At 63.0% G+C, this 24811-nt stretch carries 34 protein-coding genes and 1 pseudogene; 29 read left to right on the top strand and 6 right to left on the bottom strand.

The window, feature by feature from the left end; all coding sequences use genetic code 11:
- Window positions 1-45 precede the first annotated feature (45 nt).
- The 5 genes from BMZ19_RS12380 to BMZ19_RS12365 all read left to right on the top strand — a co-directional run bounded on the left by BMZ19_RS12380 (window position 46) and on the right by BMZ19_RS12365 (window position 3293).
- Window positions 46-747 carry a thermonuclease family protein gene (locus tag BMZ19_RS12380; protein WP_090311332.1) on the top strand — a complete coding sequence of 234 codons (702 nt, stop codon included), beginning with the start codon at window positions 46-48 and terminating at the stop codon, window positions 745-747.
- Window positions 748-779: 32 nt separating this feature from the next.
- Window positions 780-1037 carry a carbon storage regulator gene (locus BMZ19_RS12375; protein WP_090311329.1) on the top strand — a complete coding sequence of 86 codons (258 nt, stop codon included), beginning with the start codon at window positions 780-782 and terminating at the stop codon, window positions 1035-1037.
- 153 nt (window positions 1038-1190) lie between these two features.
- On the top strand, window positions 1191-2186 hold the full coding sequence (locus BMZ19_RS22155) for a hypothetical protein (protein WP_139214667.1): 996 nt from the start codon (window positions 1191-1193) through the stop codon (window positions 2184-2186).
- 3 nt (window positions 2187-2189) lie between these two features.
- A complete protein-coding gene (locus BMZ19_RS22150; protein ID WP_139214666.1) occupies window positions 2190-2756 on the top strand; it encodes a hypothetical protein in 567 nt (188 codons plus the stop codon).
- 72 nt (window positions 2757-2828) lie between these two features.
- Complete coding sequence (locus BMZ19_RS12365; RefSeq protein ID WP_090311326.1) at window positions 2829-3293, top strand: hypothetical protein; 465 nt, start codon at window positions 2829-2831, stop codon at window positions 3291-3293.
- 119 nt (window positions 3294-3412) lie between these two features.
- Here BMZ19_RS12365 and BMZ19_RS12360 read toward each other — a convergent pair whose 3' ends face one another.
- The gene (locus BMZ19_RS12360; protein WP_090311553.1) at window positions 3413-3817 is read right to left on the bottom strand and encodes a type II toxin-antitoxin system HicB family antitoxin; all 405 of its coding nucleotides are present in this window, start codon (window positions 3815-3817) and stop codon (window positions 3413-3415) included.
- A 29-nt stretch (window positions 3818-3846) separates the two neighbouring features.
- Window positions 3847-4029, bottom strand: a complete 183-nt coding sequence (locus BMZ19_RS12355) for a type II toxin-antitoxin system HicA family toxin (protein WP_090311550.1) — start codon at window positions 4027-4029, stop codon at window positions 3847-3849.
- Between the two features lie 185 nt (window positions 4030-4214).
- Between BMZ19_RS12355 and BMZ19_RS12350 the strand changes: the two genes are divergently transcribed.
- The 12 genes from BMZ19_RS12350 to BMZ19_RS12295 all read left to right on the top strand — a co-directional run bounded on the left by BMZ19_RS12350 (window position 4215) and on the right by BMZ19_RS12295 (window position 11986).
- Window positions 4215-4463 carry a DUF1654 domain-containing protein gene (locus BMZ19_RS12350; protein ID WP_090311324.1) on the top strand — a complete coding sequence of 83 codons (249 nt, stop codon included), beginning with the start codon at window positions 4215-4217 and terminating at the stop codon, window positions 4461-4463.
- A 400-nt stretch (window positions 4464-4863) separates the two neighbouring features.
- The gene (gene csrA / locus BMZ19_RS12345) at window positions 4864-5055 is read left to right on the top strand and encodes a carbon storage regulator CsrA (RefSeq protein ID WP_090311322.1); all 192 of its coding nucleotides are present in this window, start codon (window positions 4864-4866) and stop codon (window positions 5053-5055) included.
- 434 nt (window positions 5056-5489) lie between these two features.
- On the top strand, window positions 5490-5861 hold the full coding sequence (locus BMZ19_RS12340; protein ID WP_090311321.1) for a hypothetical protein: 372 nt from the start codon (window positions 5490-5492) through the stop codon (window positions 5859-5861).
- Window positions 5858-6052, top strand: coding sequence for a hypothetical protein (locus BMZ19_RS12335; protein ID WP_090311319.1), 195 nt, complete (start codon window positions 5858-5860; stop codon window positions 6050-6052). The genes BMZ19_RS12340 and BMZ19_RS12335 overlap by 4 nt, the downstream gene beginning before the upstream one ends.
- 128 nt (window positions 6053-6180) lie before the next feature.
- Window positions 6181-6987 (top strand): RecB family exonuclease, encoded by an 807-nt coding sequence (locus BMZ19_RS12330; protein ID WP_090311317.1) that lies wholly within the window; start codon window positions 6181-6183, stop codon window positions 6985-6987.
- A gap of 13 nt (window positions 6988-7000) precedes the next feature.
- On the top strand, window positions 7001-7216 hold the full coding sequence (locus tag BMZ19_RS12325; protein ID WP_090311316.1) for a hypothetical protein: 216 nt from the start codon (window positions 7001-7003) through the stop codon (window positions 7214-7216).
- Complete coding sequence (locus tag BMZ19_RS12320; RefSeq protein WP_090311315.1) at window positions 7213-8190, top strand: recombinase family protein; 978 nt, start codon at window positions 7213-7215, stop codon at window positions 8188-8190. The genes BMZ19_RS12325 and BMZ19_RS12320 overlap by 4 nt, the downstream gene beginning before the upstream one ends.
- 6 nt (window positions 8191-8196) lie before the next feature.
- Entirely contained in the window at window positions 8197-8397 is a 201-nt protein-coding gene (locus tag BMZ19_RS12315) for a hypothetical protein (protein WP_090311314.1), read from the top strand.
- Between the two features lie 11 nt (window positions 8398-8408).
- A complete protein-coding gene (locus BMZ19_RS12310) occupies window positions 8409-9233 on the top strand; it encodes a hypothetical protein (RefSeq protein WP_090311313.1) in 825 nt (274 codons plus the stop codon).
- Between the two features lie 6 nt (window positions 9234-9239).
- Window positions 9240-11078 carry an AAA family ATPase gene (locus BMZ19_RS12305; RefSeq protein ID WP_090311312.1) on the top strand — a complete coding sequence of 613 codons (1839 nt, stop codon included), beginning with the start codon at window positions 9240-9242 and terminating at the stop codon, window positions 11076-11078.
- Window positions 11075-11323 carry a hypothetical protein gene (locus BMZ19_RS12300; protein WP_090311311.1) on the top strand — a complete coding sequence of 83 codons (249 nt, stop codon included), beginning with the start codon at window positions 11075-11077 and terminating at the stop codon, window positions 11321-11323. Before BMZ19_RS12305 ends, BMZ19_RS12300 begins: the two co-directional genes overlap by 4 nt.
- 54 nt (window positions 11324-11377) lie before the next feature.
- On the top strand, window positions 11378-11986 hold the full coding sequence (locus BMZ19_RS12295; RefSeq protein WP_090311310.1) for a 3'-5' exonuclease: 609 nt from the start codon (window positions 11378-11380) through the stop codon (window positions 11984-11986).
- A 75-nt stretch (window positions 11987-12061) separates the two neighbouring features.
- Here the strand turns inward: BMZ19_RS12295 and BMZ19_RS12290 are convergent, their stop codons facing one another.
- A complete protein-coding gene (locus BMZ19_RS12290; protein ID WP_090311309.1) occupies window positions 12062-12421 on the bottom strand; it encodes a hypothetical protein in 360 nt (119 codons plus the stop codon).
- Window positions 12422-12457: 36 nt separating this feature from the next.
- On the opposite strand from BMZ19_RS12290, the gene BMZ19_RS12285 reads away from it, so the two are divergent.
- The 6 genes from BMZ19_RS12285 (at window position 12458) to BMZ19_RS12265 (ending at window position 18279) form a co-directional block, all read left to right on the top strand.
- The gene (locus BMZ19_RS12285) at window positions 12458-14140 is read left to right on the top strand and encodes a DNA cytosine methyltransferase (protein WP_090311308.1); all 1683 of its coding nucleotides are present in this window, start codon (window positions 12458-12460) and stop codon (window positions 14138-14140) included.
- A gap of 382 nt (window positions 14141-14522) precedes the next feature.
- Complete coding sequence (locus BMZ19_RS12280) at window positions 14523-14759, top strand: hypothetical protein (protein WP_090311306.1); 237 nt, start codon at window positions 14523-14525, stop codon at window positions 14757-14759.
- A gap of 100 nt (window positions 14760-14859) precedes the next feature.
- Window positions 14860-15225 (top strand): hypothetical protein, encoded by a 366-nt coding sequence (locus tag BMZ19_RS12275; protein WP_090311304.1) that lies wholly within the window; start codon window positions 14860-14862, stop codon window positions 15223-15225.
- Between the two features lie 84 nt (window positions 15226-15309).
- On the top strand, window positions 15310-15633 hold the full coding sequence (locus BMZ19_RS22655) for a hypothetical protein (protein ID WP_244517187.1): 324 nt from the start codon (window positions 15310-15312) through the stop codon (window positions 15631-15633).
- Window positions 15528-16655 (top strand): tyrosine-type recombinase/integrase, encoded by a 1128-nt coding sequence (locus BMZ19_RS12270; protein WP_244517204.1) that lies wholly within the window; start codon window positions 15528-15530, stop codon window positions 16653-16655. The genes BMZ19_RS22655 and BMZ19_RS12270 overlap by 106 nt, the downstream gene beginning before the upstream one ends.
- 34 nt (window positions 16656-16689) lie before the next feature.
- Window positions 16690-18279 carry an ABC-F family ATPase gene (locus BMZ19_RS12265; protein ID WP_090311301.1) on the top strand — a complete coding sequence of 530 codons (1590 nt, stop codon included), beginning with the start codon at window positions 16690-16692 and terminating at the stop codon, window positions 18277-18279.
- A 73-nt stretch (window positions 18280-18352) separates the two neighbouring features.
- On the opposite strand, the pseudogene BMZ19_RS12260 reads toward BMZ19_RS12265, so the two are convergent.
- Window positions 18353-18736: pseudogene (locus BMZ19_RS12260) on the bottom strand (DUF1294 domain-containing protein); the annotation flags it as partial.
- Window positions 18737-18801: 65 nt separating this feature from the next.
- Window positions 18802-19635 (bottom strand): undecaprenyl-diphosphate phosphatase, encoded by an 834-nt coding sequence (locus BMZ19_RS12255; protein ID WP_090311296.1) that lies wholly within the window; start codon window positions 19633-19635, stop codon window positions 18802-18804.
- A 382-nt stretch (window positions 19636-20017) separates the two neighbouring features.
- On the opposite strand from BMZ19_RS12255, the gene BMZ19_RS12250 reads away from it, so the two are divergent.
- Complete coding sequence (locus BMZ19_RS12250) at window positions 20018-20632, top strand: hypothetical protein (RefSeq protein ID WP_090311295.1); 615 nt, start codon at window positions 20018-20020, stop codon at window positions 20630-20632.
- A gap of 18 nt (window positions 20633-20650) precedes the next feature.
- On the opposite strand, the gene BMZ19_RS12245 is transcribed toward BMZ19_RS12250, so the two are convergent.
- Window positions 20651-21118, bottom strand: coding sequence for a DUF3429 domain-containing protein (locus BMZ19_RS12245; RefSeq protein WP_090311292.1), 468 nt, complete (start codon window positions 21116-21118; stop codon window positions 20651-20653).
- A gap of 66 nt (window positions 21119-21184) precedes the next feature.
- On the opposite strand from BMZ19_RS12245, the gene BMZ19_RS22145 reads away from it, so the two are divergent.
- The 5 genes from BMZ19_RS22145 (at window position 21185) to BMZ19_RS12225 (ending at window position 24803) form a co-directional block, all read left to right on the top strand.
- Window positions 21185-21427: a hypothetical protein gene (locus BMZ19_RS22145; RefSeq protein WP_139214665.1), complete on the top strand. Its 243-nt coding sequence runs from the start codon at window positions 21185-21187 to the stop codon at window positions 21425-21427.
- A 223-nt stretch (window positions 21428-21650) separates the two neighbouring features.
- Window positions 21651-22073: a hypothetical protein gene (locus BMZ19_RS12240; protein WP_090311290.1), complete on the top strand. Its 423-nt coding sequence runs from the start codon at window positions 21651-21653 to the stop codon at window positions 22071-22073.
- 1 nt (window position 22074) lies between these two features.
- Window positions 22075-22653, top strand: coding sequence for an adhesin (locus BMZ19_RS12235; RefSeq protein WP_090311289.1), 579 nt, complete (start codon window positions 22075-22077; stop codon window positions 22651-22653).
- A 50-nt stretch (window positions 22654-22703) separates the two neighbouring features.
- Window positions 22704-24056, top strand: a complete 1353-nt coding sequence (locus tag BMZ19_RS12230; protein ID WP_090311287.1) for a hypothetical protein — start codon at window positions 22704-22706, stop codon at window positions 24054-24056.
- 66 nt (window positions 24057-24122) lie between these two features.
- The gene (locus BMZ19_RS12225) at window positions 24123-24803 is read left to right on the top strand and encodes a C39 family peptidase (protein WP_090311286.1); all 681 of its coding nucleotides are present in this window, start codon (window positions 24123-24125) and stop codon (window positions 24801-24803) included.
- Window positions 24804-24811 lie beyond the last annotated feature (8 nt).

Genomic DNA, 24811 nt, shown 5'->3' with positions numbered 1-24811 from the left:
GCTCCACCGCAGCCCCCTCCAGCCATGATCATGCAAGGACGCGCCATGCAATCCAAGCTCTTCGCAGCCACCCTGCTGCTCGCCCTCGCCTCTCCGCTGGCCTTGGCCGCCGACATCTCCTGCAAGGTGGTGGGCATCAGCGATGGCGACACTTTCACCTGCCTGGCCGCCGGCAACAAACAGGTGAAAGTGAGGATGGCCGAAATAGACACTCCCGAATCCAAACAGCCCTACGGCACCAAGTCCAAGCAGGCGCTCAGCGACCTGGTGTTCGGCAAGACCGTGACCCTCAAGGTGCAGGACACTGACCGCTATGGCCGCACCGTGGCCAGAGCCTACGTCGGCGGTGCCGACGTCAATGCGCAGCTGGTCAGCCAAGGCGCTGCGTGGGTATACCGCCAATACAGCAAGGACCGAAGCCTGATACCCCTCGAGGACCAGGCCCGGGCAGCCAAGCGCGGCCTGTGGGCCCTGTCGGAATCTGAGCGCATGCCGCCCTGGGAGTGGCGCCGCGCCGGCGCAGCACAGCGCCAGGCACAGCGCGATTCGACAAACATCACCGAGAAGCCTGCCCGCGGCAGTGCGATCGGTGGCGGCGCCGGCGGATCCAGCTACAGCTGCTCCACGCGCAAGATCTGTGGGCAGATGTCCTCATGCGAGGAGGCGAAGTTCCACCTGCAGCAGTGTGGCAACAGCCGACTTGACGGCAACTCGGATGGGGTCCCCTGCGAATCCCTCTGCCGGTAAACAGACCAGCCCCCAACGCAAGGAAGCGAAACATGGCACTCATTCTCGGTCGCCGCGTCGGCGAGAAAATCCGTCTGACCATCGATTCCGGCGTAGATCCGCAAGAAGCGTTGCGCCGCCTCCTTGAGGACGGTATCGATATCGAGGTCGTCAGCATCAAGAACAACAATCACGTGCGCCTTGCCATCGCGGCGCCGCGCGAGCTGCTGGTTCTGCGTGAGGAGCTGGTGGAGGGTGGAAATGGCCACCTCTCAAGACCTGATGCCGACAATGAAGATATAGAGTTTTAAGTTCTTGGAGAGCCCTACGGCAACGCCGAGAACAACTATGAGCAGGCGGACACCAAGAGGTGTCTGGAGGCTCACAAGACAAAAAAACAAGCTTAGACTCAACAATATCCCAAAGCTATCACTAAGCGGCCGCAGGATGCCGGAGATGAAACAATGCAGAAACGGATAATTTATTTCTACGACATAATCACTTCTGCAAAAGGCCAGTCTCGCGCCGCGGGAAATGAAGCAGACTTCGTAACGCCACCAAAACCATTAAGCGAAATTTTTGAACATGTTCGCGACCTTACACAAGGCGGCGACAACATCCTGCAGAAAGGCTATACAGCGGATGCCGAAAGCCTGTACCTTGCCGACTTCTCCATCGATCAAGAAAAGGTCATATTGCTTATAAATAGAAGTGACCCAAAAGCCCCAAACTCCGTCTCAAGCGATCCGTTTACCAAAAGCCGGGTAGTTCATGAGAAACCAAAAGGCCACGGAGGAGAGTTCTCGGCACACGTAATTATTTTCCTGCCACCAGTAAGGGGAGACAATCACTATCTATGCATATTTGAGAGCGCATACGGCTCAGGATTGAACGCCTCAAGAATAAAGAGCTATCTTGCGCACATAATTCGTCATTGCAAGAAGCAAAAACCAAGCTTGTACAAAACTCCAAACATCAATGGTGCACGCACTCCAAGAGGACTCCCACTCATGGTTCATCACAACCATGAAGTTGACTTTCGAGGCCATCCGAGCGACCAATTTCAGAAGGATCTAAGCGACGGACGGCTCTCATCCATCGAGCTCGTTAGCTACTCTCAGGTAGGTGCAACATGGGATGACCGCGGCTTTATCAAAGAGCGAAAGCGCACAGTGGAGCTAGAGCCAAGCTCAGACCTAATTGGCGACGTCATGTCCAGCATTCGCGGAGTCAGAAACAGAATCACCAAACAACACAGAGAATACAAACAACTCAGGATAAAGTTCATAACAGCAGAGGGCACCCAGAAGGATGCAACAATATCTGCGGACACAGGCGAGCTATATGCAGCAGAGAAGTACGTAAAGAAACATCAACTTGGAATACCCCTTGTAAATAGCAACAGCTTTGATAATATCCAGAATTACGTAGTCAAAAAAATGCTTGAACTAATTGGGTGACTCATGCTGATAGATCAATTAATGCGACCTTTTGGCTACTTATCCATACGACACCCGCACAAGTGGGTCGTAGACTGGGGCTACCCGATCTTTCTCGCTGCACTTTCAGTTCTGATGATTTACTACTTTGGCGAAAAAAACAAAGTCATAGGTGCCGGCGGCATAGTCTCGCTAACCCTCTCATTTATCCAATCCCTACCAGGCTTCTATATCGCAGCACTTGCTGCAATTGCAACATTCGGAAGATCAGACATAGACAGCGTCATTCCATCACCAACACCAAAGGTAAAAATAAAAATACTCGGAAAAGAGAGTTTCGTTGATCTAACAAGGCGAAGATTTCTAGCGATGCTATTTGCCTTTCTGACCGGAGAAAGCATCATCCTGATATTGTTTAGCATATTCCTATCCACCTTTGGGAGCGAGATAATCGAATTATCAAAGCTAAACACTTACACTGGAGAAGCAATTTTCTTTCTTCTAATATTCACATTCTTCACAGCACTCTACCAAATGATAGTTGCCACTTTCTGGGGGCTTTATTACTTAGGATACAAGCTCCATGAATAGCAATAATAAACTGATCCACCCGAGACAAAAAACAAATAATAAATAAATCTGGTTTTCGAACGGACGCACTCCATGGCACGACGCCGCCACAAACCACTCTCCCCCATCGCCTGGCTTCTGGGCGTGATCATCTCTGTCTTGGGCGCCTACATCGTCTACCAGGTGCGCGTCGCTGCCATCGAGAACATGGCCCAGCGCCAGATCGAGCGCTCCCAGGCCGCTGTCCAGAAGATCCAGCTGCAACAGCAGGTCCGGCAGAATCTGATAGCGCCGCGGTCGACACTCAGTCCAGATGAGCTCGCTCGACAGGAGACGGCAGAACGGCGCCGACATGCCGAACTGGTCACGGCGGCGCGTCTCAGGCAGGCCGAACTTGCTGCGAAGGATGATGCCTGGGATCGCTTCTACCAGCCGTCCAGGGCGTGCATGTATCCGGAGTCAAATCAGCGGAAGCTGGTCTGCGAGGCATCAGCCAACAAGGCCCGTGAGAGGTTCGAAGCCGCTTGGAAAGCTGGCCAGCTGCAGAGCCAGCGGTGAGCACACATCTGCACGACATCTGCATGACGAAACCTTCACGCTCGCAGCCCTAGCCTGCAGGGACTGAGAGCTTTCCCCCTGTTTGCCCCGCCACCGAGCGGGGCTTTTTGTTTCCGCCTTCAGCCGTGCTGCAACACCCGCAATGCCGCCTCAGCCAGGAAGCCCGAGCGGCTCTTCTGCTCCGGGTGGTTCTTCACGTAGTTGTCGATCCGCGCCAGCAGGTACTCCGGCAGGGTCGCGTTGAAGCGCACAGCCTTGCCCAGGTACGGCGTCACGTCGAAGTCGACCAGCGCCCACACGCCGCCAGCGTAGTCCGGATTCGCCGCGTGTACGTCAATCTCCTGCGGCTGCGGCAACGGCTCGCCATCGGTCACCAGTCCTTCGAAGTGCAGCTCAAGCGCCTCGCGGATATTCTCCAGCGCCTCGGCCATCGTCTCGCCGGCGGAGAAGCAGCCTGGGACATCAGGCACGGTCACGCCATAGTCGCTGCCCTGGTCTTTGTGAATGACGACGGGATATTTCATGAAGCAGTCCTCCCCGGACATTACCGGCCTCATCTGAGGCCGGCTTGTTTCAAAATGCTCTGGTAGGTGCCTTTCGGCAGATCCGACTTCGGGTGCGGAACCGTCACCCTCCCCAGCTTGGTCGGATGCTTGAACTGGTGGTGACTACCCTTCACCGCCACCTCGTACCAGCCATCCGCCTCCAGCAGCTCGATTACCTCCCTACTTCGCATTGCCATCCCCTCATGCTGCTTGATGTGTAGCATACACACTTTAAGTGGTTAATACACACTATGTGTACTTACTTGATCAGCCATCCCTGCGCGCCGCCCTTTGGGCGCTGATTTTCCATGCACACACCTTGCGCCCGAGCACCTGCACAAATACTGTATATACATACAGCATAGGAGATGCCTGCATGGCAAAGAAAGCAACCGCCCCTACCCCTCCCAGCTCCTACGAGCTGCTCGCCCGCCGGATCCAGAAGCTGATCCTGGTGCCGCGCGCCCAGCTGGAGCGCCAGGTCGTCATCACCCGCGCGCCGGATGAGCTGGAAGCCGACTGGGACCTGCTGCTCGAGCAGCTGAGCGAAGAAGAGAGCGTAACCCTGGTGCCGCAGGAGGACGGCTCCGTGCGCCTGACCTGGGTGAAGCCGAACGCCGAGTGATCGGCGCCCCTCCATGAAGCCCGCCGCTGAGCGGGCTTTTTTGACTCTACAAATTCAGCATCCTTAAAATTCTTCTTGACCTTAAATTTCAGAATGCTTAAATTCACCTCAACGCCGCACACACGGCAGGCCCTAGCAGGGCCGACAAGGGCAGCGAGCCGGAGCCCTCAATCCGGTACAGGGGATGCCTCACCCCGGGCGCGCAGCGTGGAGCGCCGCAGAAAGGAGTGATCACGGCCGGGCAGGCGCGGTGATCTGTCGGAGCCTCAGGCTCCCCGAGATGCGAAAGCAGGCCCAGGCGCAGGTGGCCAGAAACAGCGCCCAGCAAGACCCGATTTCCTCGATGGCCTTGGCGACAGGGCCATCCGGGAAACCAACCAAACCGACCAAGGAGGTCACCATGCTCATCCTCACCCGCCGTGTAGGCGAAACCCTCTTCATCGGCGACGACATCCAAGTCACCGTCCTGGGCGTCAAGGGCAACCAGGTTCGCATCGGCGTCGAAGCGCCGAAGGAAGTCGCCGTACATCGCGAGGAAATTTACGAGCGCATCCAGAAGGAGAAGGAGCAAGAGCCCCAGGCAGTCGCCTGATGGCTGGGCAGCCGTCGGCGGATCGGCATGCCTGAAACCGCTGCGGGGTTAGCCCGACACCCTCGACCGCTGCGCCTCACGGCCGCGGCGGAGCGCCCCAGCAGTTCGAGTAATCCGCAAGCCAGCCCCGTACGAGGCCCCATGCCGGCAGCTGCGCCGGTGGCGACAGAGCAGACGCCTGGCCGGCGTACCCGGCCCTGACCGCCCACCAGGGCGGATCGGAGAGTGACCGGTTGATCGCCGAAGCAAACAGCGGGGTGGCCACCTCCACGCGCATAGCGGTGGATTGCCCGGCCAGCCGATCACTCCCCGATGCGCCCTGCATCAACGCCGGCATCCCGTGGTGGCACTGCCGGCACCTCTTTCCCCTCCCCCAGCCTTCATCGGTCGTCGCATCAGCGCGGTGCGTCGACTCATGCACGCAGGAGCACGCCATGACCCCAGCACTTCGCAATGCCGCTGCCATGCGCCGCGGCCAGTTCGCCTACGACCACGCCGAACCCGAACACGACTATGCCCGTGAGGAAGCCGAGGAACGCATCGGCGAGCTGCTCAACGAGGGCGACCAGAGCACCGCCGAGGCGTTCGCCGAGTACGCCTACGGAGTGATGAGCCACGCGGAGATCATCGATGCGATGGCCGCCCTCTTTCGCGTCACCGACAGCAGGTGGCGCCACCTGCGCGACAAGCTGTGCGAGGACTTGGTGTCCGGCCCGCTCGACTGCCTGCGCATCTGCATGGACAAACACCGCTCCGGCTTCATCGCCGAACACGCCGCTCAGCAGCTGAAGGCGGACGCGGCATGACCACTTCCCCCGTCCGCAGCATCGTCGACGAGCAGCTCGACGAGATCCGCACCGTGACCGTGCTCACCACCCAGCCGCTGCCAGAGGCGCTGGGGCTTCCGCCGGAAACCCGGCTCATCGACTGCCGCCTCCGTGGCGCGCTGACCATCCGCGGAGGGCGCCGGTACATCGAGCGGGAGGTGCGGTCGTGACCTCCGTCCACCAGAAAGCCCGACGCCGCGCCACCTGGTGCGGCGCCTCCCTCGTCCTCCTGGGCATGGCCGTCTACTGCGCGGCCCTGGGCCTGGCCGAGGCCATCACCTCCTGATCGGAACACCCCATGACCAGCACCACCACCGTTCGAGCCTCGTCCTGGGGCTCGCTGTTCGACTGCGCCTACAAGTGGCAGGGCATCCACCTGCTGGGCATCAAGTCGCCCAGCAGCCCGCGCGCCCTGCTCGGTACCGCCATCCACGCCAGCACTGGCGCCTTCGACGCTGCCCGGATCGCTGGCCAGGAGCTGTCGGCCTTCGATGCCGCAGAGCACCTGGTTGAGACGCTGCGCCACCCCGAGTTCGAAGTGGACTGGCGCGGCTCTGACCTCACCCCGAGCGAAGCAGAGGCCACCGGCCTGACCCTGCACACCAGCTACTGCCTGGACATCAGCCCCCGCTACCACTTCGTCGCGGTGGAGCTGGAGACCAAGCCGCTGGAGATCAACTGCGGTGGCGGGGTCATCGTGCGGCTCACAGGGACCCTGGACCGGGCGCGCATCAAGCGCGACTGCGACGGAATCGGCATCGCCGACGTAAAGACCGGCGGCGCCGCGGTCAGCCACGGCATCGCCAAGACCAAGGGTCACAAGCCCCAGCTCGGCACCTATGAGCTGCTCTACGAGCACACCACCGGCGAGTCTTGCACGGCGCCGGCCGAGATCATCGGACTCAAGACCAAGGGCAAGCCGGAAACCGGTACCGGCGAAATCATCGGCGCCCGCGAGCTGATGGTCGGTACCGAGGATTACCCAGGGCTGATCCAGTTCGCGGCGGACATGTTTCGCACCGGCCTGTTCCCGCCCAACCCGCAAAGCCCTCTCTGCAGCGAGCGCTACTGCCCGCGCTGGAAAACCTGCCCCTATCACGAGTAAGCGGAGTCGCCCCATGAAATCCGAAGACCTGTACATCCGCCTGGTTGATCCGACTGGCAAGCACCAGCCGGTGATCACCTACCACCGCGTCCACGACCGCGCCCGCTTCCTTGAAGCGCAGCGCGATACCCACGAGCGGAAGGCCAAGGGCGCCGACGTGCGCCGTGTCGAGGTGGCCTCCGAAGCTGACTACCGCAAATCCATGGGTTACAAGGAGCAAGCAGCATGAACCAGCCCACCACCCTGCAGCAGATGCGCGAACCTGCGCCGCGTGAAGTAAGCATGCCGACCGTCACCATGGGCTTTGGCAGCCTGCAGAGCTTCGAGCTGATGCAGCGCGCCGCGAAGGTGCTGGCCGGCTCCACCCTGGTGCCGACCGCCTACCGCGCCTTCAAGGAGGTGAAGCAATACGGCAAGGTCACCGGCTACGAGCAGAACGCCGCCGGTCTGCCAAATTGCATCGTGGCGCTGAACATGGCCCAGCGCATGGGCGCCGACCCGCTGATGGTGATGCAGAACCTGCACATCATCGAAGGCCGGCCGAGCTGGTCCAGCGCCTTCATCATCGCTGCGATCAACAGCTGCGGCCGCTATTCATCGTTGCGCTTTGAACTCAGCGCGCCCGGCGAGCCCACCGAGGTGACCTATACCGCCATCGAGTGGAAGAACAACAACAAGACGGAGGTGAAAAAGAAGGTCACCGTCCGCCACCAGACCTGCAAGGCCTGGGCTATCGAGAAGGAAACCGGCGAGCGCCTCGAGTCGCCTGTCGTGTCCATCCAGATGGCCATCGACGAAGGCTGGCTGACCAAGAACGGCAGCAAGTGGCAGACGATCCCGGAGCTGATGCTGCGCTATCGCTGCGCCAGCTTCTTCGGTCGCCTGTACGCGCCCGAGCTGCTGATGGGGCTGCAGACGGCCGAGGAAGCGAACGACTTCATCGAAGCCGAGCCAGACGGCCAGGGCGGATTCGCCGTCAACCTGGACAACCTGCGCAGCCAGGCCGGCGACGAGCCGGCACCGCCGCCGGTACCGGACGCCGAAGACGAGCCGATCGACGTCGACACCTCGACCGGTGAGATCCGCAGCCACCAAGACGCCGCCGAGCCTGAGCCCGCAGCCACCGAGCCGGCAGCAAAGCCTGCTGCCAAGCCCAAGGCGCAGCAGCAGGCCGCCGACTTGGACGGGCTGAGCTTCGAGTAACCGCCGATGGCATCACGCACCATCCAAGAAATCTTCGACCGACCCGAGGAGTTCGCCGCGCTCCTCGGCGCTGCCGAGCTCAACGCCGGCAACGACTGGGAAGAACAGTTCGCCGCGGACCTGCGCACGAACTACCAACGCTACGGCACCCGTACCTACCTGAGCGACTCCCAGCTCGAAACCCTTGAACGCATCGCCGAACACTAAGGAAGCCCTGCATGAATCACGTCAGTTCCATCATCGATGAGGCTCTGGACGATGTCCTTGAGTCCGCCCTGCTCACCGACATCAACCTCTCCGAGGAACTCACCCCGCTGCAGATGGCCAGCGAGACCCTAGGCCGCGACCTGCTGCAGGGCTGCCTGCAGGAGATGCGCGACATGCCCGAGGCCTGGGCGAAGATGAGCGAGAAACGCCAGAGCGCCGTCATCGAGCGCCTGGCCAGCCGCGTCAGCACCTCGGTAAAGGCAGCCGTGCGGATCCTGGCCGCGGACAACCGCCCCACCATCGACGGCATGCTGGAGTCGGTAGCAGTGAAAGACGGCATCAAGGCCACCTTCAAGGTGAGCCAACACAATCCCGAGCGGCACCACCTGATCGACTCGGTGAACAAGGTCTGCCTGCTGGTGGTGGCCAGCGCGGCCGACCACCTGGGCGGCATGGACGAGGTGACAGCGGATCCCGACCAGAACCCGCTGGACCTGAACGGTGGCGACCAGGACATGCAGGAGCCTGGAGCCTGGGGTAACGAAGCCCCGCTCGAGACCGGAACCACCGCCGCGGACGACCCCCTGAGTTTGCCGACCGGCGAAACCTTCGGCGGCCACACGCTGGTAGATCTGGAGGCCGCCGTCGTCACCCGCAAGCAGACTATCGACCTCGCCTACCTGCAGTCGCGGTTTGCCCTCAGCTACGACGAGGCGCGCCGCGTCATCCTGCTGATGCTGGAGACAGGGACCGTCGCTCTGAAGGCCGAAGGCGCGCACCCGGACGAAAACCTGTACCGCGTCCTGAAGAAGCCGGCGGAGCTCAACCTGGAGTAACAAGCCATGCGAATCACGAACATCGAAGTCACCAACTTCCAAGGGCTGCGTCATGCGGCCCTTGCTGTTTCTGAGCCGGTGCTGCTGGTCTCCGGTTTCAACGGCGCCGGCAAGTCGAGCCTTTTGAATGCGATCAGCATGGCTCTCACCGGCCAACCGCGCCGCGTCAGCCTGAGGAAGGACATGGCCAAGCTGGTCACCGAGGGCGCCAAGAAGGGCGAGGCGGTAGTCAGCTGGATAGGCGCCGCCGGCGAGCAGGAGTCCGCCGCGGTGGCCCTGCCCAGCGGCAAGGGCGCGCCTCTGGTCGACCTGCCCTGCCTGCCCTTCGTGCTGGACGCCAGCAAGTTCGCTGCGCTGGACGAGAAGGAGCGCCGCCGCACGCTGTTTGGCCTCACCGGCGCCAGCGCCAGCCCGAACGAGATCGCCAAGCGCCTGACCGACAAGGGCGCCGGGGCCGACCTGATCGAGCGTATCAAGCCGATGCTGCGCGCCGGCTTTGATGCCGCCGTCGGCCAGGCCAAGGAGTATGCCAGCGAGGCACGCGGCGCCTGGAAGGCGATCACCGGCGAGGCCTACGGCAGCGAGAAGGCCGAAGGCTGGGAGCCGGAAGCAGTCGCCGTCGAGGTGCAGTCGGAGGACCTGGAGGAGGTCGCCCGCGAGCTTTCAGTGGTTGAGCTCGATCTGTCAGAAGCCCAGCAGACCGTCGGCGGCCACAAGGCGGCCATGGCGGCAGCCGAGCAGCGCCAGCAGCGCATCGCTGAACTGCGGGAGGCGGCCGACCTGCTGCAGCGGCGCCAGCACAAGCTGAACAACGACAATGCCGACTTGAAACACTGGCAGGACCAGCTCGCCGCCGCCGAAGCTGCAGCAGCCGGCGGCAAGCAGGGCCTGGTCCACGACATGGCGCGTAACCTGGTCGACTGGCAGGCGCTGGCCCAGCGCACCGCCGGCGTGCGGGCGGCCGACAGCGGCCTCACCACACCCTGGGCCGTCCTTGAAGAAATGGACCGCGCCAAGCTGCTGCTGGAGCGCTACACCACGGAGCATGGCCCGCTGGCCGACGCCGGCGCCGATGACGCCCAGCTGGCCAAGCGCATCCCCGAGTTCCGGACCTACGTCGACAACCTGTCCCGCACTGTCGCCAACGACCAGCGCGACGTGAAGGCCTCGCAAGACGCCGCTGCCCAGCTGGAGGCGCTGGAAGCAGAGACCGCCAGCATCCCGCTGGCGGAGGCCATGGCCAACGCCGAGCAGGCCATCAACGACTTGCGCCAGCAACGGGACAAGCTGATGGCCAAGCAGCAGGCCCTGCAGGAAGCCCATCACGCCCAGGTCAGCCGCGACAAGATCATCGCCGAGGCCGCCGGCCACCACAGCGCGGTGAAGAACTGGACGCTGATCGCCGACGCCCTGGCGCCGACCGGCATCCCGGCCGAGATCCTGGCAGGCGCGCTCACCCCGGTAAATGCCCTGCTGGCTGAGCTGTCCACCGCCACCAGCTGGCAGACGGTGCAGATCAGCAGCGACATCGGCGTCGAGTTCGGCGGTAGAGCCTACGGCCTGCTGTCCGAGTCCGAGCGCTGGCGGTGCGATGCGCTGCTGTCGATCGCGATCGCCTCGCTGTCCGGGCTGCGTTTCGTGGTGCTGGACCGCTACGACGTCCTGGACCTGCCGAGCCGCGGCCAGATCATCAAGCTGCTGATGGCCCGCACCCAGGACGGCACCCTGGATAGCGCCATCATCGCCGGCACCATGAAGGCACCGATGGCCACCACCCCGCCGGGCCTGCAGGCAGTCTGGGTCGAGGGCGGAGTGATCGGGAGCACCATGGAGGCCGCCGCATGATCGATCCGCAGCCCTACGACCGGATCAACACCATCGGCAGCAAGGAGGCCGAGCGGCAACGGCTCGCCTCCCTGTTCGACCGACATCTGGAAAGTGGTGGCGAGGTCCGAGTAGTGGACGGCTTCAAGCCGGAGCCACTGCCGCCGCGCACCAGCCGCATTAACCCCGAGACGGTGCTGAAGCGCAGGCGACCCACGCCGAAGGCCGCGCCCTCCTCCTCGCCGAGCAGCTCCGCCCTGGCCTGATCCCAGGCCCACGCAAGAAGCCACCACCGAGCCCCTACTACCAAGGACCACGCCATGACCAACTTCTACGCCTTCGACACCGAAACCACCGGGTTCCCGCTGTTCAAGGAGCCCAGCGAAGACCCGCGTCAGCCGCACATCGTCGACATCGCGGCACTGCTCTACAACGACGCCGGCGAGCTGATCGATAGCTTCGAGGCGATCATCCGGCCGGACGGCTGGACCATCCCCGACGAGGTAGCCCAGATCCACGGCATCACCCACGAGATGGCCATGGACCTGGGCATTCCCGAGGCGGAAGCGCTCGACGGCTTCATGGCCATCCACGAGCGCGCAGCCCTACGGGTCGCGCACAACTGCCAGTTCGACGACCGGATCCTGCGCATCGCCCTGATGCGCTTCCGCGGCGAAGAGGCCGCCAATTCCTTCCGCAGCGGTGCCAGCTACTGCACGGCGAACAACGCCAAGCCAGTCTGCCAGCTGCCGCCCACCGCCAAGATGCAGGCCAGCCGGTTCCGCAACACCTTCAAAACCCCGAACTTGGCCGAGGCGCTCAAGCACCTGACCGGCGAAGACCTGGTCAACGCACACCGAGCCCGCATCGATGCCGAGGCCTGCGTGAAGGTCTACTTCGCCCTGCAGAAGCTGCAGAGCGCAGCGTAACTCCCGCCCCCATCACACTGCCGCCGTACTCGCCGGCGGCGGTGCATCGTTTTGCTTCTGCGGCAACGAGTACAGCTAGAACAGATCATCGTCTCTGGGCACATAAGGCTGCCGCGCCAGCTCTTTCTGGTGGAGGCGCTCCTTAACCTCATCCAGAAAACCCTCAACCAGTCGGACCAGCTCTGCGTAACTCCGCACATCCGGCCCCCGTAGCGCGAGTCGAACAGGCCGAACCTCAGGCTCCAAGCCTTTCCAGCCAGCCAGAAGTATCAGTCCCTCGACGGCAGAGCGGATTTCCTCAAGAGGCGGGAGGTGTTCCGGGTGGCCGTCCCTGAAGGCATAGAACAGGGTGCCAATTATTTCAGTCGCCCATAGCCAAATGTCTTCTTCGTCATCCGTCACGCCACACCTCGGCCTTGCCTGCAATCCAATCATCTTCTCATCCGCAGCTCACCGCGGTAAGGATTCTTAATGCTCAAGCGGATCTTCAAGCACTTCCACTTCTGCTGCGGCCTGGGCGGCGGCGCCAAGGGCTTCAACCGAGCCAAGCCGGTAGTCGGCAACCAGCAGGCCGAGTGGCGCTGCCTCGGCGGCATCGATGTCGACCCGGCCGGGCTGCGCGACTTCGAGCGCCTGGCCGGCGTGCCGGGCACCCTGCTGGATCTGTTCACCCGCGACCAGTACACCCGTTTCCACGGCCAAGAGCCGCCCGCAGGCTGGCGGGAGGCGACACCCGAGGACATCCGCCGCGCCGCGCAGAACGAAGACCCGAACGCGGTGTTCATCTCGTCGCCGTGCAAGGGGGCCTCGGGCCTGCTGTCCGAGAGCATGAGCAAGACCCCGAAGTACCAGGCGCTCAACGAGCTGACGCTGCGCTGCGTCTGGCTGATGTGCGAGGCCTGGCGGCACAACCCGGTCGACCTGATCGTGTTCGAAAACGTGCCGCGCCTGGCCACCCGGGGCCGGCACCTGCTGGACCAGATCGGCAAGCTGCTTGGCCACTACGGTTACGCGGTGGCGGAAACCACCCACGACTGCGGCGAGCTCGGTGGCCTGGCGCAGTCGCGCAAGCGCTTCCTGCTGGTGGCGCGCCACGTCGAGAAGGTGCCGCCGTTCCTGTACGAGCCGGAGAAGAAGACCCTGCGCTCGGTGGGCGACATCCTTGGCCGCATGCCGCTGGCCGGCGACGTCGAGGCGGCCGGCCCGATGCACCGCGTGCCGGCGCTGCAGTGGAAGACGTGGGTGCGCCTAGCCCTGGTCGAGGCTGGGAAGGACTGGCGATCGCTCAACCGCCTGGCGATCGAGGACGGCTATCTGCGCGACTTCGTCATCGTGCCCGAGTACCAAGCCGGTTACCTGGGCGTGCGGGACTGGGATCAGGCGGTGGGCACCGTCGCCGGCCGCAGCAGCCCCACCAACGGCGCATTCTCGGTGGCCGACCCGCGGGCGCCGGCTGAGGCGCTGCAGTACCAGCAGTACGGCGTGCGCCGTTGGGACGAGACCAGCGGGGCGGTGATCGGCGTGAAGTCACCGGGGCAAGGGACGTTCTCGGTAGCGGATCCGCGTCCAGCCCGCGAGTACCACCACAACGTCTACCGCGTCGTGCCGATGGACCAGGCTGCCGGCACCGTGACCGGCGGCCAGTCGCCCAGTGCCGGCGGGCAGTGCGTTGCAGACCCGCGGCCGGGAATGCGCCGCGTCGCTGGCGATGCCTACCTGACTGGTGGGCACTACGGCGTGGTGACATGGAATGGCCAAGCCGGCGCCGTGTCGGCCAGCGCGCGCCAGGACAACGGCCGCTGGAGCGTCGCCGATCCGCGCATGCCGGCGGCAGACGAGCGCCTGAATTGTGTGATCCGCTCGCTCGATGGCACCTGGCACCGACCTTTCACCACCCTCGAGCTGGCCGCCCTGCAGAGCCTGGTCGATCCGGAAGAGCAGCTGGAGCTGGACGGCCTGTCCGATCAGGCCTGGCGAGAGCGCATCGGCAACGCGGTACCGCCGGCAGCGGCCGAGGCCATCGCCCATGTCATGGGTACCACCCTGTTGCTGGCAGGGGCCGGCGAGACCTTCATGCTGTCGGCCATGCCGATCTGGGTTCGGCCGGTGGCGGTAGGGCTGAGCATGGCTCCGAACGAGCAGAGGCCATTCTAGGACCGCTGGGTGAGATTCAGGGGGCGAATCTCGGCTACTTCAGACAAGTAGCCGCGACTTGCAGAACCGCGGTAGCGGCAGCTGCAAACGCTGCCCAGCTGTTCCAGCGAGACTGGGCCCTTATGGTTGGGATTAGGTCTGTACCGTTAGCAATGATGCGCCCCCAGTACATATTGTCAGGCTTTCCCTTGAACTCTGGTGGCGGATCAACTTTGACCACTGCCGCGTAAACCCAGCAGGCCGCCGAGGCCAAGCCGGTAACTAGCGAAGCCGAAGTAGCAATTGACGCATAATCCACAATCTCTCCTTGATCCGGCTCCATGCCGGAACATAACCAATACCACCAACTCGACGATTCACGCCACCCCGGCGAGGTATCCCCATGCCCACAGAAAACCAATCCGCCTCGGACGAGATCCTGCTCGCCCGCCAGGTCAGCCGCGACACCGACCGCTCCTACATCGTCCGCTGCCCACACTGCAGCCAGGTGATCGGCGTTGAGGGCGACGACCTCGACGAGATCCGTGGTGAGCAGTACCAGCACAAGGGCTGCGGAGGCTGGCTGGAGATCTCCGACACTGCGGCCTACGTGCCCGTGCTGCCGGAGTCTGCCCCGTGAACCGCCCCACCTACTGCCGCACCAGCGGCGAACGAATCGGCAGCTGCAAGTGCCTGCGCTGCCAGCCAGCACACCAAGGCAAGACCAAGGAGAGCCAAGAATGAACAAGCCCTTCGCCAAACACTTCGATGTCGACGGCATCGGCCAGATCCTGGTCGTCCAGCGCCGCGGCGACGACGGCCCGGAACTGGCCATCACCTTCCGCATGCCCAACAACAGCGTCTGCGACATCAAACTCGGGTACCCGGACGACGACGATGGCTGGGACCAACTCGACGCGGCGTTCGACCAGGTCGACGAGTCCACGGCCGCCAGCCTGGCGCGCGAGCAGATCGAGGTCGGTCCGTTCGCCAAGCTGGGCAGCATCGACGATGAGGACATCGGGTGGGAGCAGGTCGGCGCCAGCACCTGCGAGTGCAGTGATCCGGACTGCCTAAGCGACACCCAGCTCAATAGCAACGACTGATCAGCACCGGCCGCCCGCGGCCCGACTCCTCCCCCACTCAACACCTGAATGCTGCCCACCAGGGTGGCACGGAGAGCTATTGCCATGAGCCAAGAGCTGGAAGACAAGGTGCCCGAGAAGAAGATGGCCGAACTGCTCGGCATCACCTTCCGTGCCTTGCAGGCGCGAAGACAGCGAAAAGAGATCCCAGAAGGCGTCTGGAATCGCATCGGGCGCAGCATCATCTACAGTCGCAGGAGATATGACGAATGGCTCGAAAGCCAGTGGACTTGCCCGCCGGTCTGGAAATCCGAAACGGCAGAATCCGTATCCGGTTCAATTGGAATGGAAAGCGATGCTCCGAGTCGCTCACCCATCCCGCGACGCAAGCGGGCATCGCAGCTGCATCCCGTGTACGCGATCAGGTAATGAGCCTGATCAAGCTGGGCCTGATGGACGAGCTGAAGTACGCCGAGTTCTTCCCGAACTCGGCCAACGCTCCCGCCACCGTAGGCCACAGCTTCGGCGAATACGCCCAGCTCTGGCTGGACAGCAGGAACATCGCCGGCGGCACGCGCAACAACTACAAGTCGGTGCTCAACGTCTGGTGGATGGAGCACCTGGCAACCACCCCGCTGGCCAACATCACCCCGGCCCTGCTGCGCAAGCTGACAGTGCGGATCCCTTGGACCTCGGACCAGGTCAAGCACAACGCCATGACCAAGATGAACACCATCCTGTCTTCTGCGGTCGCCGACGGTTTGATCCCGCGGAACCCGATGGCCGGCCTGGAGCTGCCCAAGCGAGCCAAGAAGAAAATCGACCCGTTCAAACAGGAGGAAGCAGACCGGATCATCGCGCACCTGTACGCAACCGAGCACTGGCCGAGCCAGATCTACGGCGCCTACTTCGAGTTCGTGTTCTACACCGGGATGCGCCTGTCCGAGGCCCTGGCCTTGCGCTGGGAAGAGATCGACCTAGACAAGAGGGTGGCGCACGTCTGTCGGACAGTGGCCCTGGGCGAGATCGTCGAGAGAACCAAGACCGGCAAGGATCGCTATGTCCTGCTGAACGAGCGGGCACTGCATGCCCTCGAGTTCGCCAGGAAGTACGCCGAGCGCCGCGCCCAAGGCGATGGGCGGCTGAAGGAATTCCCCTACTGCTTCCCTCCCAGCAAGAGCGCTGAGTACGTCCAGCAGACCAGCGATCTGCACAAGCAATGGGGGCCGGCCGTCAAGACGTTGGGGATCAGATACCGTCCACCGTATAACGCGAGGCACACATATGCCACAATTTGCCTAATGGCTGGGATGACCCCAGCCTTCATTGCTCAGCAACTGGGTCATTCAGTTCAGATGCTGCTCACCACCTACGCCCACTGGATCAACAGCGAGGGCGACTGGGCAGAGCTCGAAAAACTGAAATTTGCCCCAAAAATGCCCCAAGCTTGAACCCACTACGCTAAGACCCGCGAGATAGAGCCTCTTGATTTCCACCGCTAACATCACCATGCAGTTCGGGGCCAAGCCCCTGTTTGAAAACGTTTCCGTCAAGTTCAACAACGGCAACCGCTACGGCCTGATCGGCGCCAACGGTTGCGGCAAGTCGACCTTCATGAAGATCCTCGGCGGCGACCTGGAGCCCTCCGGCGGCCAGGTGATGCTGGATGCCAACACCCGCCTGGGCAAGCTGCGCCAGGACCAGTTCGCCTACGAAGAATTCAACGTGATCGACACCGTGATCATGGGTCACGAAGAACTGTGGAAGGTGAAGGCCGAGCGCGACCGCATCTACTCGCTGCCGGAAATGAGCGAGGAAGACGGCATGGCCGTGGCCGAGCTGGAGACCGAGTTCGCCGAGATGGACGGCTACACCGCCGAATCGCGCGCTGGCGAGCTGCTGCTCGGCCTGGGCATTCCGCTGGCCCAGCACTTCGGCCCGATGAGCGAAGTGGCGCCGGGCTGGAAGCTGCGCGTGCTGCTGGCCCAGGCGCTGTTCTCCAATCCCGACGTGCTGCTTCTGGACGAGCCGACCAACCACCTGGACATCAACACCATCCGCTGGCTGGAAAACATCCTCACGGCGCGTAACAGCACCATGATCATCATTTCCCATGACCGCCACTTCCTCAACAGCGTGTGCACCCACATGGCGGACCTGGACTACGGCGAGCTGCGCCTGTTCCCGGGCAACTACGACGAGTATATGACCGCGGCGACCCAGTCGCGCGAGCAGCTGCTGGCCGACAACGCCAAGAAGAAGGCGCAGATCGCCGAGCTGCAGACCTTCGTCAGCCGCTTCTCGGCCAACGCCTCCAAGGCCAAGCAGGCCACCTCGCGCGCCAAGCAGATCGACAAGATCCAGCTGGCCGAAGTCAAGCCGTCCAGCCGCGTCAGCCCGTTCATCCGCTTCGAGCAGACCAAGAAGCTGCACCGCAATGCGGTGACCGTCGAGGACATGTCCAAGGGCTTCGATGGCAAGCCGCTGTTCAAGAATTTCGGCTTCACCGTGGAAGCCGGCGAGCGCCTGGCCATCATCGGCCCCAACGGCATCGGCAAGACCACCCTGCTGCGCACCCTGGTCGGCGAGCTGTTCCCGGACAGCGGCTCGGTGAAGTGGACCGAGAGCGCCGAGCTGGGCTACTACGCCCAGGATCACGCCTCCGACTTCGAGAACGACATGACCCTGTTCGACTGGATGGGCCAGTGGACTCAGGGTGGCGAGCAGCTGGTGCGCGGCACTCTCGGCCGCATGCTGTTCAGCAACGACGAGATCCTCAAGTCGGTGAAGGTGATTTCCGGTGGCGAACAGGGCCGCATGCTGTTCGGCAAGCTGATCCTGCAGAAGCCCAACGTGCTGGTAATGGACGAACCGACCAACCACCTGGACATGGAATCGATCGAGGCGCTCAACCTGGCGCTGGAGAACTACCCGGGCACACTGATCTTCGTCAGCCACGACCGCGAGTTCGTCAGCTCCCTGGCCACCCGCATCATCGAGCTGTCGGAGAACGGCGTGACCGACTTCAGCGGCACCTACGACGACTACCTGCGCAGCCAGGGCGTGCTGGTCTGAACTGTTAGTCTGAAAGAATCAAGCCGGCCGCAATGGCCGGCTGCCTTGCTCGGGGAGCAGGCCCAGCCCGCTCCTACAGCAACCCCGCCAACTGCGGCAGTACTTGCCGAACGAACTTCCCGCCCAGCAGCAGCCAGTCGAACCAGAACGCCTGGTGCAGCGCGACAATCCCCCAGAACACCACCTGATACGAGACCTTACGCGTCTTGTGCCGAAACACCTGCTGCGCCACCAGCGCGCCCGGCCAGCCGCCGAGCAGCTCGACGGCATGCAGAGTGTTTTCCGGCGTGCGCCGTTGTCCCTGGCGGGCACTGCGCTTGTCGTGCCAGTACAGCACCAGGACCAGCAGACTGGCCCCGCCATAGGCCAGCAAGGCCCACGACTGCGCCAGATCCAGCAGCAGACGTAACGCTCCGCCCAGCGGCAGCGCGCACAGGGCCAGGAAGGCCGACACCTTGAGCGCCCGCTCAACGCCCCGGCCCTGCTCCCGCTTGCGCCCTGCGAATCTGACTCGGGCCTTCATCAACCCTGCGCCGTGCTCCAGTCGATCATGCCCAGCTGCCAGGTTGCGAGGATCAGCAGGCCGAAGCCGATGCGGTACCAGGCGAACACCGCATAGCTGTGGTTGGCGATGAACTTGAGCAGCGCACGCACGGCGAGCATGGCGAAGATGAACGACGTGACGAAGCCGAGGGCGAACACCGGCAGATCGCCGCCATTCTCGAACAGCGCGCGGTGCTTGTAACCGGAGTAGACGGCGGCACCGACCATGGTCGGCATGGCGAGGAAGAACGAGAACTCGGTCGCCGCCTTGCGCGACAGGCCGAAGATCAGCCCGCCGATGATGGTCGAGGCCGAGCGCGAGGTGCCGGGGATCATCGCCAGGCACTGGGCGCAGCCGATCTTCAGCGCGTGCTTCCAGCTCATGTCATCCACCGTATCCACCTCGATGGTGTGCTGGCGCTTCTCGGCCCAGAGCATCACCACCCCGCCGATCACCAGCGCGCTGGCCACGGTAACCGGGTTAAACAGCCAGTGTTCGATCAGGTCGGCGAAGGCCACACCAAGAATCACCGCCGGAAAGAAGGCCACCAGCAGATTGATGGTGAACCGCTGCGCCTGACTCTCCCGGGGCAGACCGATGACCACGTCGAAGATGCGCTGGCGGAACTCCCACACCACGGCGAGGATGGCACCCAGCTGGATGATGATGTTGAACGCCTTGGCGCGGTCGCCACCGAAGCCGATCAGGTCGGCGACGATGATCTGGTGACCGGTGCTGGAGATCGGCAGGAACTCGGTCAGCCCCTCGACGATACCCAGGATCAGCGCCTGAATGGCGGTCCAGAATTCCATGCAAAAACTCCCCGTCACGCGCCTGTCGCGCGCTGTTCCATGATTGATGAAGGCCGACCGGAGCGCCCGACTGGATTGCTCGACTAGAGCGCTCGACTGGATTGCTGCGCGGCGGCCGGGCGGCATCCTACCAGAGCCGGCCGCCGGGCTGCAGGTCCAGCTCAAAAGCGTGTTGATCGGGATCAGTGCCAGCAGTCAATCTGTCCGCTTGCTTGCTGATGACCGACTTTGCTCGCAAATTTGTTCAACACGACTGGTGAGTTGTCATGCTCTTTACGCATACTGCGGCAATTATCCGTTGTCGCCTGCCCATGGAAGGGCCGAAACCGCAGCCAATCGCCTGCGCCCGGCAACAACTCCCACCCTGCACGGCGCCGTCGCAATGAGCACATCCATCAGCTTCCAGGAAGTCGACCTCAGCAAGAAATCCAACCCAGACCTGATCTGGGATCTGGATCGCGTGGAAAAACGCGACCTGGCCGAACGCTTCATCCGCCTGTTCGAGAACCGCCTGTGCGTCTACTCCGAATCGGTGAGCCAGCTGTACACCAACTACGGCCTGCACTTCCCGAGCGAGATCGGCCGCAAGATGGTCGTGCTGCCCAACCCCTATGCGTTTCACGACACCCTGCATCACATCTCGCCCCTGTCGGTACGCAAGACCGGCCTGTGCGTGCTGCCAGGTCAGTTCCAGGACCACAAGGGACTGCTGCTGGCGCGACTGGGGAGTAATGGCGAGATGCTGCAGGCGCGCCCGTTCAAGAGCGCCCTGGCACAAATCATCAGCAAGCTGAAACAGAACGGCGATGTGTTCCTGCCGGTACTGGTCAAGGGCGACCTGCGCGAGTTCGACCAGCGCATGCCCTATCTGCACCTGCACCGCCTGCAACTGGTCAACCTGCCGCACCTGTCCGCCTTCGAGCGCAACGACCTGCAGCAGACCGTCACCCGCAAGCTGCTGATGCTGTACCGGCAGGCCGACCAGCTGACCTGCTGATCGGCCCGGCGCGAGGCCTCAGGCGGCCACTACGCCGGCCCAAGCCAGCAGCAGGCTGAGGACGACCACGACAGTCAACACCCTGCGCAGCGGCCTGTACCAGATCGGCGCCAGCCCCAGGCGCACCGCCCGCAGGTCGGCCAGATACAGGCCGATGAAGGCCACGACGAACAGCGGAATGGCCAGCATCACCGGCAGACCGAAGGATACGGTCGCCCAGCCGACCAGTGGTGGAATCACCGACATGCCCAACTGCATCTGCGCGCGCAGATCGTCCTGCTCGGCGCGCATCGCCAACCCCCAGTGAATCGCGCCCATGAAGGCGAGGATCACCGCCGCATAGTCGAGCAGCGCGGCGATAACCAAGGGGCGCCAACCTGTCGGCGTGAGCCAGATACCCAGCGCACCACTGATGAACGGGATCAGACCGGCAAGCCCGAGCAGCCAGGCCAGGTGCGGCGGGCGGGTGGCGGTGAACGGATGCATGTTCTCTCCTTGTGCTGGGCGCCAGGCGCTCCTGCGGAGCGGCTGCGACGGACGACTGTTGCATGCATGATACAGATCGCCAGCAGCGATGAACGCATCGGCAGACCCTCGAAAAACATTGACCTGACCACCAAAGCCGGGCAAACGCCGCCGGAAAACCGGTTTTCCTGCACGTATGCATATATGCAAGCCGCTTTTAACAGCGTCTGGGCAATTGACTCGGTTTTCCATCTGCATTCCTGCCTGTCCTGGCGACCGCTTCAGCGCGGACTGTATCAAGGCCGCAACACACTTCCAGTCCACGGATAACGCCAATTTACAGGCCCTGGCGCCGCAACATGCGCCATTACCTGTTTCAGCAGGTTAACAGCCGCTCCAGCCCTTTCCCCCGATATATACGCAACCCACTGATTTCCTTGGGCTTGCCCAAAACTGGCACGACACCTGCGACAGATCCAGCACGCAAACGGCTCTGAATCGAGCAGGAACTGCTGACATGGATAGAAACCCTTCACGGACATCCGCCTCTCCAATGTCGACCTTGCTGCTGACCGCGGTCATGGGCCTGGCAATGCCTGCCCACGCCGCCGATGGGGTCATCGTCATCAGCCGCGATGTCCATCCCCGGCTGGTCAACACCCCTGTCCTGGTCCCTGATCCGAATCCCCGAACGGTCAATACCAACCCCTCGGAAACCGTCATCCGGGCAACCAGCTCGTACGAGCTGACGGATGCCGACTTTGCCCGGGTCACCAGTGGCTCGAGCCTGCAACAGCAGATCCTGCCCGGCGGGCAACTACCGGGGCTGGGCAATCCCGCCCAGGGGGCTTCGCCCGGCCTGCCAACCCTGCGCGCCGGCTCTGGCGGCGGGTCTGGCAGCAATGTGTCCAACCAGATCAATCGGAGCCTGCAGCAGGGCCTGGCCCCGCTGAAGATTCTGACTGGAGATCGCTGACATGCGCCGCCTCTCCCTGCTGATCGCTCTGACCATCCCTACCGTCACCCTCGCCGACCAGGCGCAGGTCAACAACCACGCCAACATCGACAACAGCGGCAAGGGCTACCAGGGCGTGCTGTCGGTCAACCAGGCCGCCGGCGACCGGCAGCAACAGATCAATGGGCGCGCCCTGGCCATGGGCAGCAATGCCAGCGCCACCACCGACTTCCGGCAATACCAGGTGCTGAACGGCATCGACAAGTCCATGAATGCCGGGGCCAGCATCGACGGCAGCGCCTTCAGCAACGGCACCGGCGTGCTGGGCGTCAATCAGTCGGCGGGAGCCGGCACCCAGCAGATCAACTCTTTTCGCCTGAGCATCGGTTCCGGAGCGCAAAGCCTGGACGACAGCGTCCTCGCGCAACAGAACGTGGTGCTCTCACAGAACTCAGGTGCGGCTGAGTCGAGCCCGGGAGAGCGTGCTGTCGCCATCGACAGACGGGCCTTCGCCGGGAGCAGTGGTGTAGTTCAGCTGAACCAGAGCGCCGGAGTCGGCAACCGGATGGCCAACTCCGTCAGCATCAGGATCACGGATTGATCAACGCAGTACCAACACGTGTTGCACAAAAAATAGCAAGGAGAAACACCATGAAAGCATCGATGACTCTCAAGCCGCTGGTATTCGCCATGGCAGCCGCCATGGCGATGGCGGCCCAGGCCAACCAGTACCACGGCCGCCACCATCACGATCGCAACCCCCTGCTCGACCGCAGCGCCGGTGATGCCACCGCCTACGCCGGGCGCGACCAGTACATCGGCAATGCCACGGTCACCAACCAAGGCACCGAGAACAGCGCCACCATCGAAGACTCCCTGAGCAGCAGCGGCAACATCGGCGCCAACGTGGCCGCCGGCGACATGAACCAGCAGGCCAACAACGTGGCGGTGGCCACCGCCGACGAGCAGTTCGTCTTCGGCAGCGCCGAGGCCGACGCCTCCATTGATCAATGGAGCGATGCCCGCGCTTACAACATGGGCGGCGGCAGTGCCGCAATGATGGATGGCTCCGGCAACGATGCCTCCGGCAACATCGGCGTCAACGTCGCCAGTGGCAGCCTCAACCAGCAGCAGAACGCCCTGGCGATCGCCACCGCCCGCGGCTGGGACGCCGACGCCGATGCTACCGGCGAACAGTGGCTCGAGGGCAACGTGGAGAACAAGGCCGCCAGCTACACCGTCGAGAAGACCTTCGCGGTCACCAAGGACTGGGATAACAGCTACTCGAGGGAGGAGTCCAGTGATGAAAGCCATTCCTGGGATGCTTCGTGGCAGGCGCAGAGTGCCAAGTCGGCGACAGCTTCAGCCTCGCTCTCGGCCAGCTATGACTCCTCCTCCAGCTCCGACCGCACCTACAGCGCCTCGGTAGACGCCTCCATGGAAGCGAACCGCTCGCGCAGCGCTTCTGCCGAATGGGACAGGAGCCTGACGGTCGACGCCAGTATCGACGGCGAGCTCGAGATCGAACGCGAGCGTCGTCGTGGAGAGGTCGAGTTCGAGATCGAGGGAGAACTCACCGTCGATGTCGATGCCAGCGCATCCGGAAGCATGAGCCAGGAGTCCTCCGCTTCGGCCGACTTCACCAAGAGCGTGGATGCGGAGTCTTCCTACACTGCCAATGACTCCCACTCGGTCGACAAGAGCTTCGAAGCCGAGTACAGCAAGACTCACGAGGCCAGCGCCTCGGCCAGTGCAGAGAAGAACGAAACCCACGAAGCCAACAGCTCCATCGAGGAGGTCGGCAGCCACAGCCTGGCTGCCAGCGTCACCTTCACCAAGAGCGTCACCTTCGCCAACCCGGTGGTCAACTCGGCCACTCTCAGCAACTCGCTCAACGATGTAGACGGCAACATCGGCGTCAACATGGCCGCCGGCAGCGGCAACCAGCAGCTGAATACGCTGGCTATTGCCGTCGGCTGTGATGCCTGCAACACCGGCAACTGAGCAACCACACGCGAAGGGAGTCCTGCGCCAGCAGGACTCCCCTTCCTGTCATAGGGAGTGTGCCCCATGCGTCTGCTCATCCTGTCCGTACTGTGTTTCCTGAGCGGTGCCCTGCAAGCCGCACAGCTACCCTTCGCCGTGCTCCCCGGCGGCGCCATGGTCTTCAAGCAGGTGGAGAGTGTCCGCGAGCGGCGCTTCAGCAACCTGGTCGAGCAGAAGACCGACTTCAGTTGCGGTGCCGCGGCACTGGCCACCATCCTGCGCGAGGCCTACCGCTTCGATGTCGACGAGGCCTTCGTGATCAACGGCATGCTCGCCGGCGCCGACCACGAACTGGTGCGCACCCAGGGCTTTTCCATGCTCGACATGAAGCGTTATGTGGAGAACCTCGGCATGCGCGCTCGCGGCTACCGCGTTCCTGCCGCGGGACTGGTGCAGCTCAAGGTGCCGGCCATCGTGCTGCAGGAGGTCCGCGGCTACAAGCATTTCGTGGTGCTGCAGAGAACCCAGAATGGCTGGGTCTATATCGGCGACCCGGTGCTCGGCCACAAGCGCTACAGGCTCGATGACTTCCTGAAAGGCTGGAACGGCATCGTGTTCGCCGTGATCGGCCGGGAATACGACAAGGCCAATGCCCTGCTCAGCCCCCCCGAGCCGCTGACCGCCAGGGATCGCCTGAATGCATTCCAGCCCGTCAAGGATGCCGAGCTGATGGATTACGGATTCATCCAGAGCGATTTCTTCTGAACGGACAA

Source organism: Pseudomonas linyingensis (assembly GCF_900109175.1).
GTDB classification, from domain to species: Bacteria; Pseudomonadota; Gammaproteobacteria; order Pseudomonadales; family Pseudomonadaceae; genus Geopseudomonas; species Geopseudomonas linyingensis.
The sequence above is the reverse complement of the archived record's forward strand: the minus strand, read 5'-3'. Positions and strand labels throughout refer to the sequence as shown.

What these genes read in the sequence shown, in the direction of transcription:
- BMZ19_RS12335 (WP_090311319.1), top strand. Translation starts at nt 5,858, where the DNA reads ATGACCACTTCCCCCGTCCGCAGCATCGTCGACGAGCAGCTCGACGAG.
- BMZ19_RS12280 (WP_090311306.1), top strand. Translation starts at nt 14,523, where the DNA reads ATGCCCACAGAAAACCAATCCGCCTCGGACGAGATCCTGCTCGCCCGC.
- BMZ19_RS22145 (WP_139214665.1), top strand. Translation starts at nt 21,185, where the DNA reads ATGATACAGATCGCCAGCAGCGATGAACGCATCGGCAGACCCTCGAAA.
- BMZ19_RS12305 (WP_090311312.1), top strand. Translation starts at nt 9,240, where the DNA reads ATGCGAATCACGAACATCGAAGTCACCAACTTCCAAGGGCTGCGTCAT.
- BMZ19_RS12275 (WP_090311304.1), top strand. Translation starts at nt 14,860, where the DNA reads ATGAACAAGCCCTTCGCCAAACACTTCGATGTCGACGGCATCGGCCAG.
- BMZ19_RS12375 (WP_090311329.1), top strand. Translation starts at nt 780, where the DNA reads ATGGCACTCATTCTCGGTCGCCGCGTCGGCGAGAAAATCCGTCTGACC.
- BMZ19_RS12325 (WP_090311316.1), top strand. Translation starts at nt 7,001, where the DNA reads ATGAAATCCGAAGACCTGTACATCCGCCTGGTTGATCCGACTGGCAAG.
- BMZ19_RS12365 (WP_090311326.1), top strand. Translation starts at nt 2,829, where the DNA reads ATGGCACGACGCCGCCACAAACCACTCTCCCCCATCGCCTGGCTTCTG.
- BMZ19_RS12360 (WP_090311553.1), bottom strand. Translation starts at nt 3,817, where the DNA reads ATGAAATATCCCGTCGTCATTCACAAAGACCAGGGCAGCGACTATGGC.
- BMZ19_RS12380 (WP_090311332.1), top strand. Translation starts at nt 46, where the DNA reads ATGCAATCCAAGCTCTTCGCAGCCACCCTGCTGCTCGCCCTCGCCTCT.
- BMZ19_RS22155 (WP_139214667.1), top strand. Translation starts at nt 1,191, where the DNA reads ATGCAGAAACGGATAATTTATTTCTACGACATAATCACTTCTGCAAAA.
- BMZ19_RS12350 (WP_090311324.1), top strand. Translation starts at nt 4,215, where the DNA reads ATGGCAAAGAAAGCAACCGCCCCTACCCCTCCCAGCTCCTACGAGCTG.
- BMZ19_RS22150 (WP_139214666.1), top strand. Translation starts at nt 2,190, where the DNA reads ATGCTGATAGATCAATTAATGCGACCTTTTGGCTACTTATCCATACGA.
- BMZ19_RS12225 (WP_090311286.1), top strand. Translation starts at nt 24,123, where the DNA reads ATGCGTCTGCTCATCCTGTCCGTACTGTGTTTCCTGAGCGGTGCCCTG.
- BMZ19_RS12230 (WP_090311287.1), top strand. Translation starts at nt 22,704, where the DNA reads ATGAAAGCATCGATGACTCTCAAGCCGCTGGTATTCGCCATGGCAGCC.
- BMZ19_RS12310 (WP_090311313.1), top strand. Translation starts at nt 8,409, where the DNA reads ATGAATCACGTCAGTTCCATCATCGATGAGGCTCTGGACGATGTCCTT.
- BMZ19_RS12240 (WP_090311290.1), top strand. Translation starts at nt 21,651, where the DNA reads ATGTCGACCTTGCTGCTGACCGCGGTCATGGGCCTGGCAATGCCTGCC.
- BMZ19_RS12235 (WP_090311289.1), top strand. Translation starts at nt 22,075, where the DNA reads ATGCGCCGCCTCTCCCTGCTGATCGCTCTGACCATCCCTACCGTCACC.
- BMZ19_RS12295 (WP_090311310.1), top strand. Translation starts at nt 11,378, where the DNA reads ATGACCAACTTCTACGCCTTCGACACCGAAACCACCGGGTTCCCGCTG.
- BMZ19_RS12290 (WP_090311309.1), bottom strand. Translation starts at nt 12,421, where the DNA reads ATGATTGGATTGCAGGCAAGGCCGAGGTGTGGCGTGACGGATGACGAA.
- BMZ19_RS12330 (WP_090311317.1), top strand. Translation starts at nt 6,181, where the DNA reads ATGACCAGCACCACCACCGTTCGAGCCTCGTCCTGGGGCTCGCTGTTC.
- BMZ19_RS12300 (WP_090311311.1), top strand. Translation starts at nt 11,075, where the DNA reads ATGATCGATCCGCAGCCCTACGACCGGATCAACACCATCGGCAGCAAG.
- BMZ19_RS12315 (WP_090311314.1), top strand. Translation starts at nt 8,197, where the DNA reads ATGGCATCACGCACCATCCAAGAAATCTTCGACCGACCCGAGGAGTTC.
- BMZ19_RS12355 (WP_090311550.1), bottom strand. Translation starts at nt 4,029, where the DNA reads ATGCGAAGTAGGGAGGTAATCGAGCTGCTGGAGGCGGATGGCTGGTAC.
- BMZ19_RS12285 (WP_090311308.1), top strand. Translation starts at nt 12,458, where the DNA reads ATGCTCAAGCGGATCTTCAAGCACTTCCACTTCTGCTGCGGCCTGGGC.
- BMZ19_RS22655 (WP_244517187.1), top strand. Translation starts at nt 15,310, where the DNA reads ATGAGCCAAGAGCTGGAAGACAAGGTGCCCGAGAAGAAGATGGCCGAA.
- BMZ19_RS12255 (WP_090311296.1), bottom strand. Translation starts at nt 19,635, where the DNA reads ATGGAATTCTGGACCGCCATTCAGGCGCTGATCCTGGGTATCGTCGAG.
- BMZ19_RS12340 (WP_090311321.1), top strand. Translation starts at nt 5,490, where the DNA reads ATGACCCCAGCACTTCGCAATGCCGCTGCCATGCGCCGCGGCCAGTTC.
- BMZ19_RS12245 (WP_090311292.1), bottom strand. Translation starts at nt 21,118, where the DNA reads ATGCATCCGTTCACCGCCACCCGCCCGCCGCACCTGGCCTGGCTGCTC.
- csrA (WP_090311322.1), top strand. Translation starts at nt 4,864, where the DNA reads ATGCTCATCCTCACCCGCCGTGTAGGCGAAACCCTCTTCATCGGCGAC.
- BMZ19_RS12250 (WP_090311295.1), top strand. Translation starts at nt 20,018, where the DNA reads ATGAGCACATCCATCAGCTTCCAGGAAGTCGACCTCAGCAAGAAATCC.
- BMZ19_RS12320 (WP_090311315.1), top strand. Translation starts at nt 7,213, where the DNA reads ATGAACCAGCCCACCACCCTGCAGCAGATGCGCGAACCTGCGCCGCGT.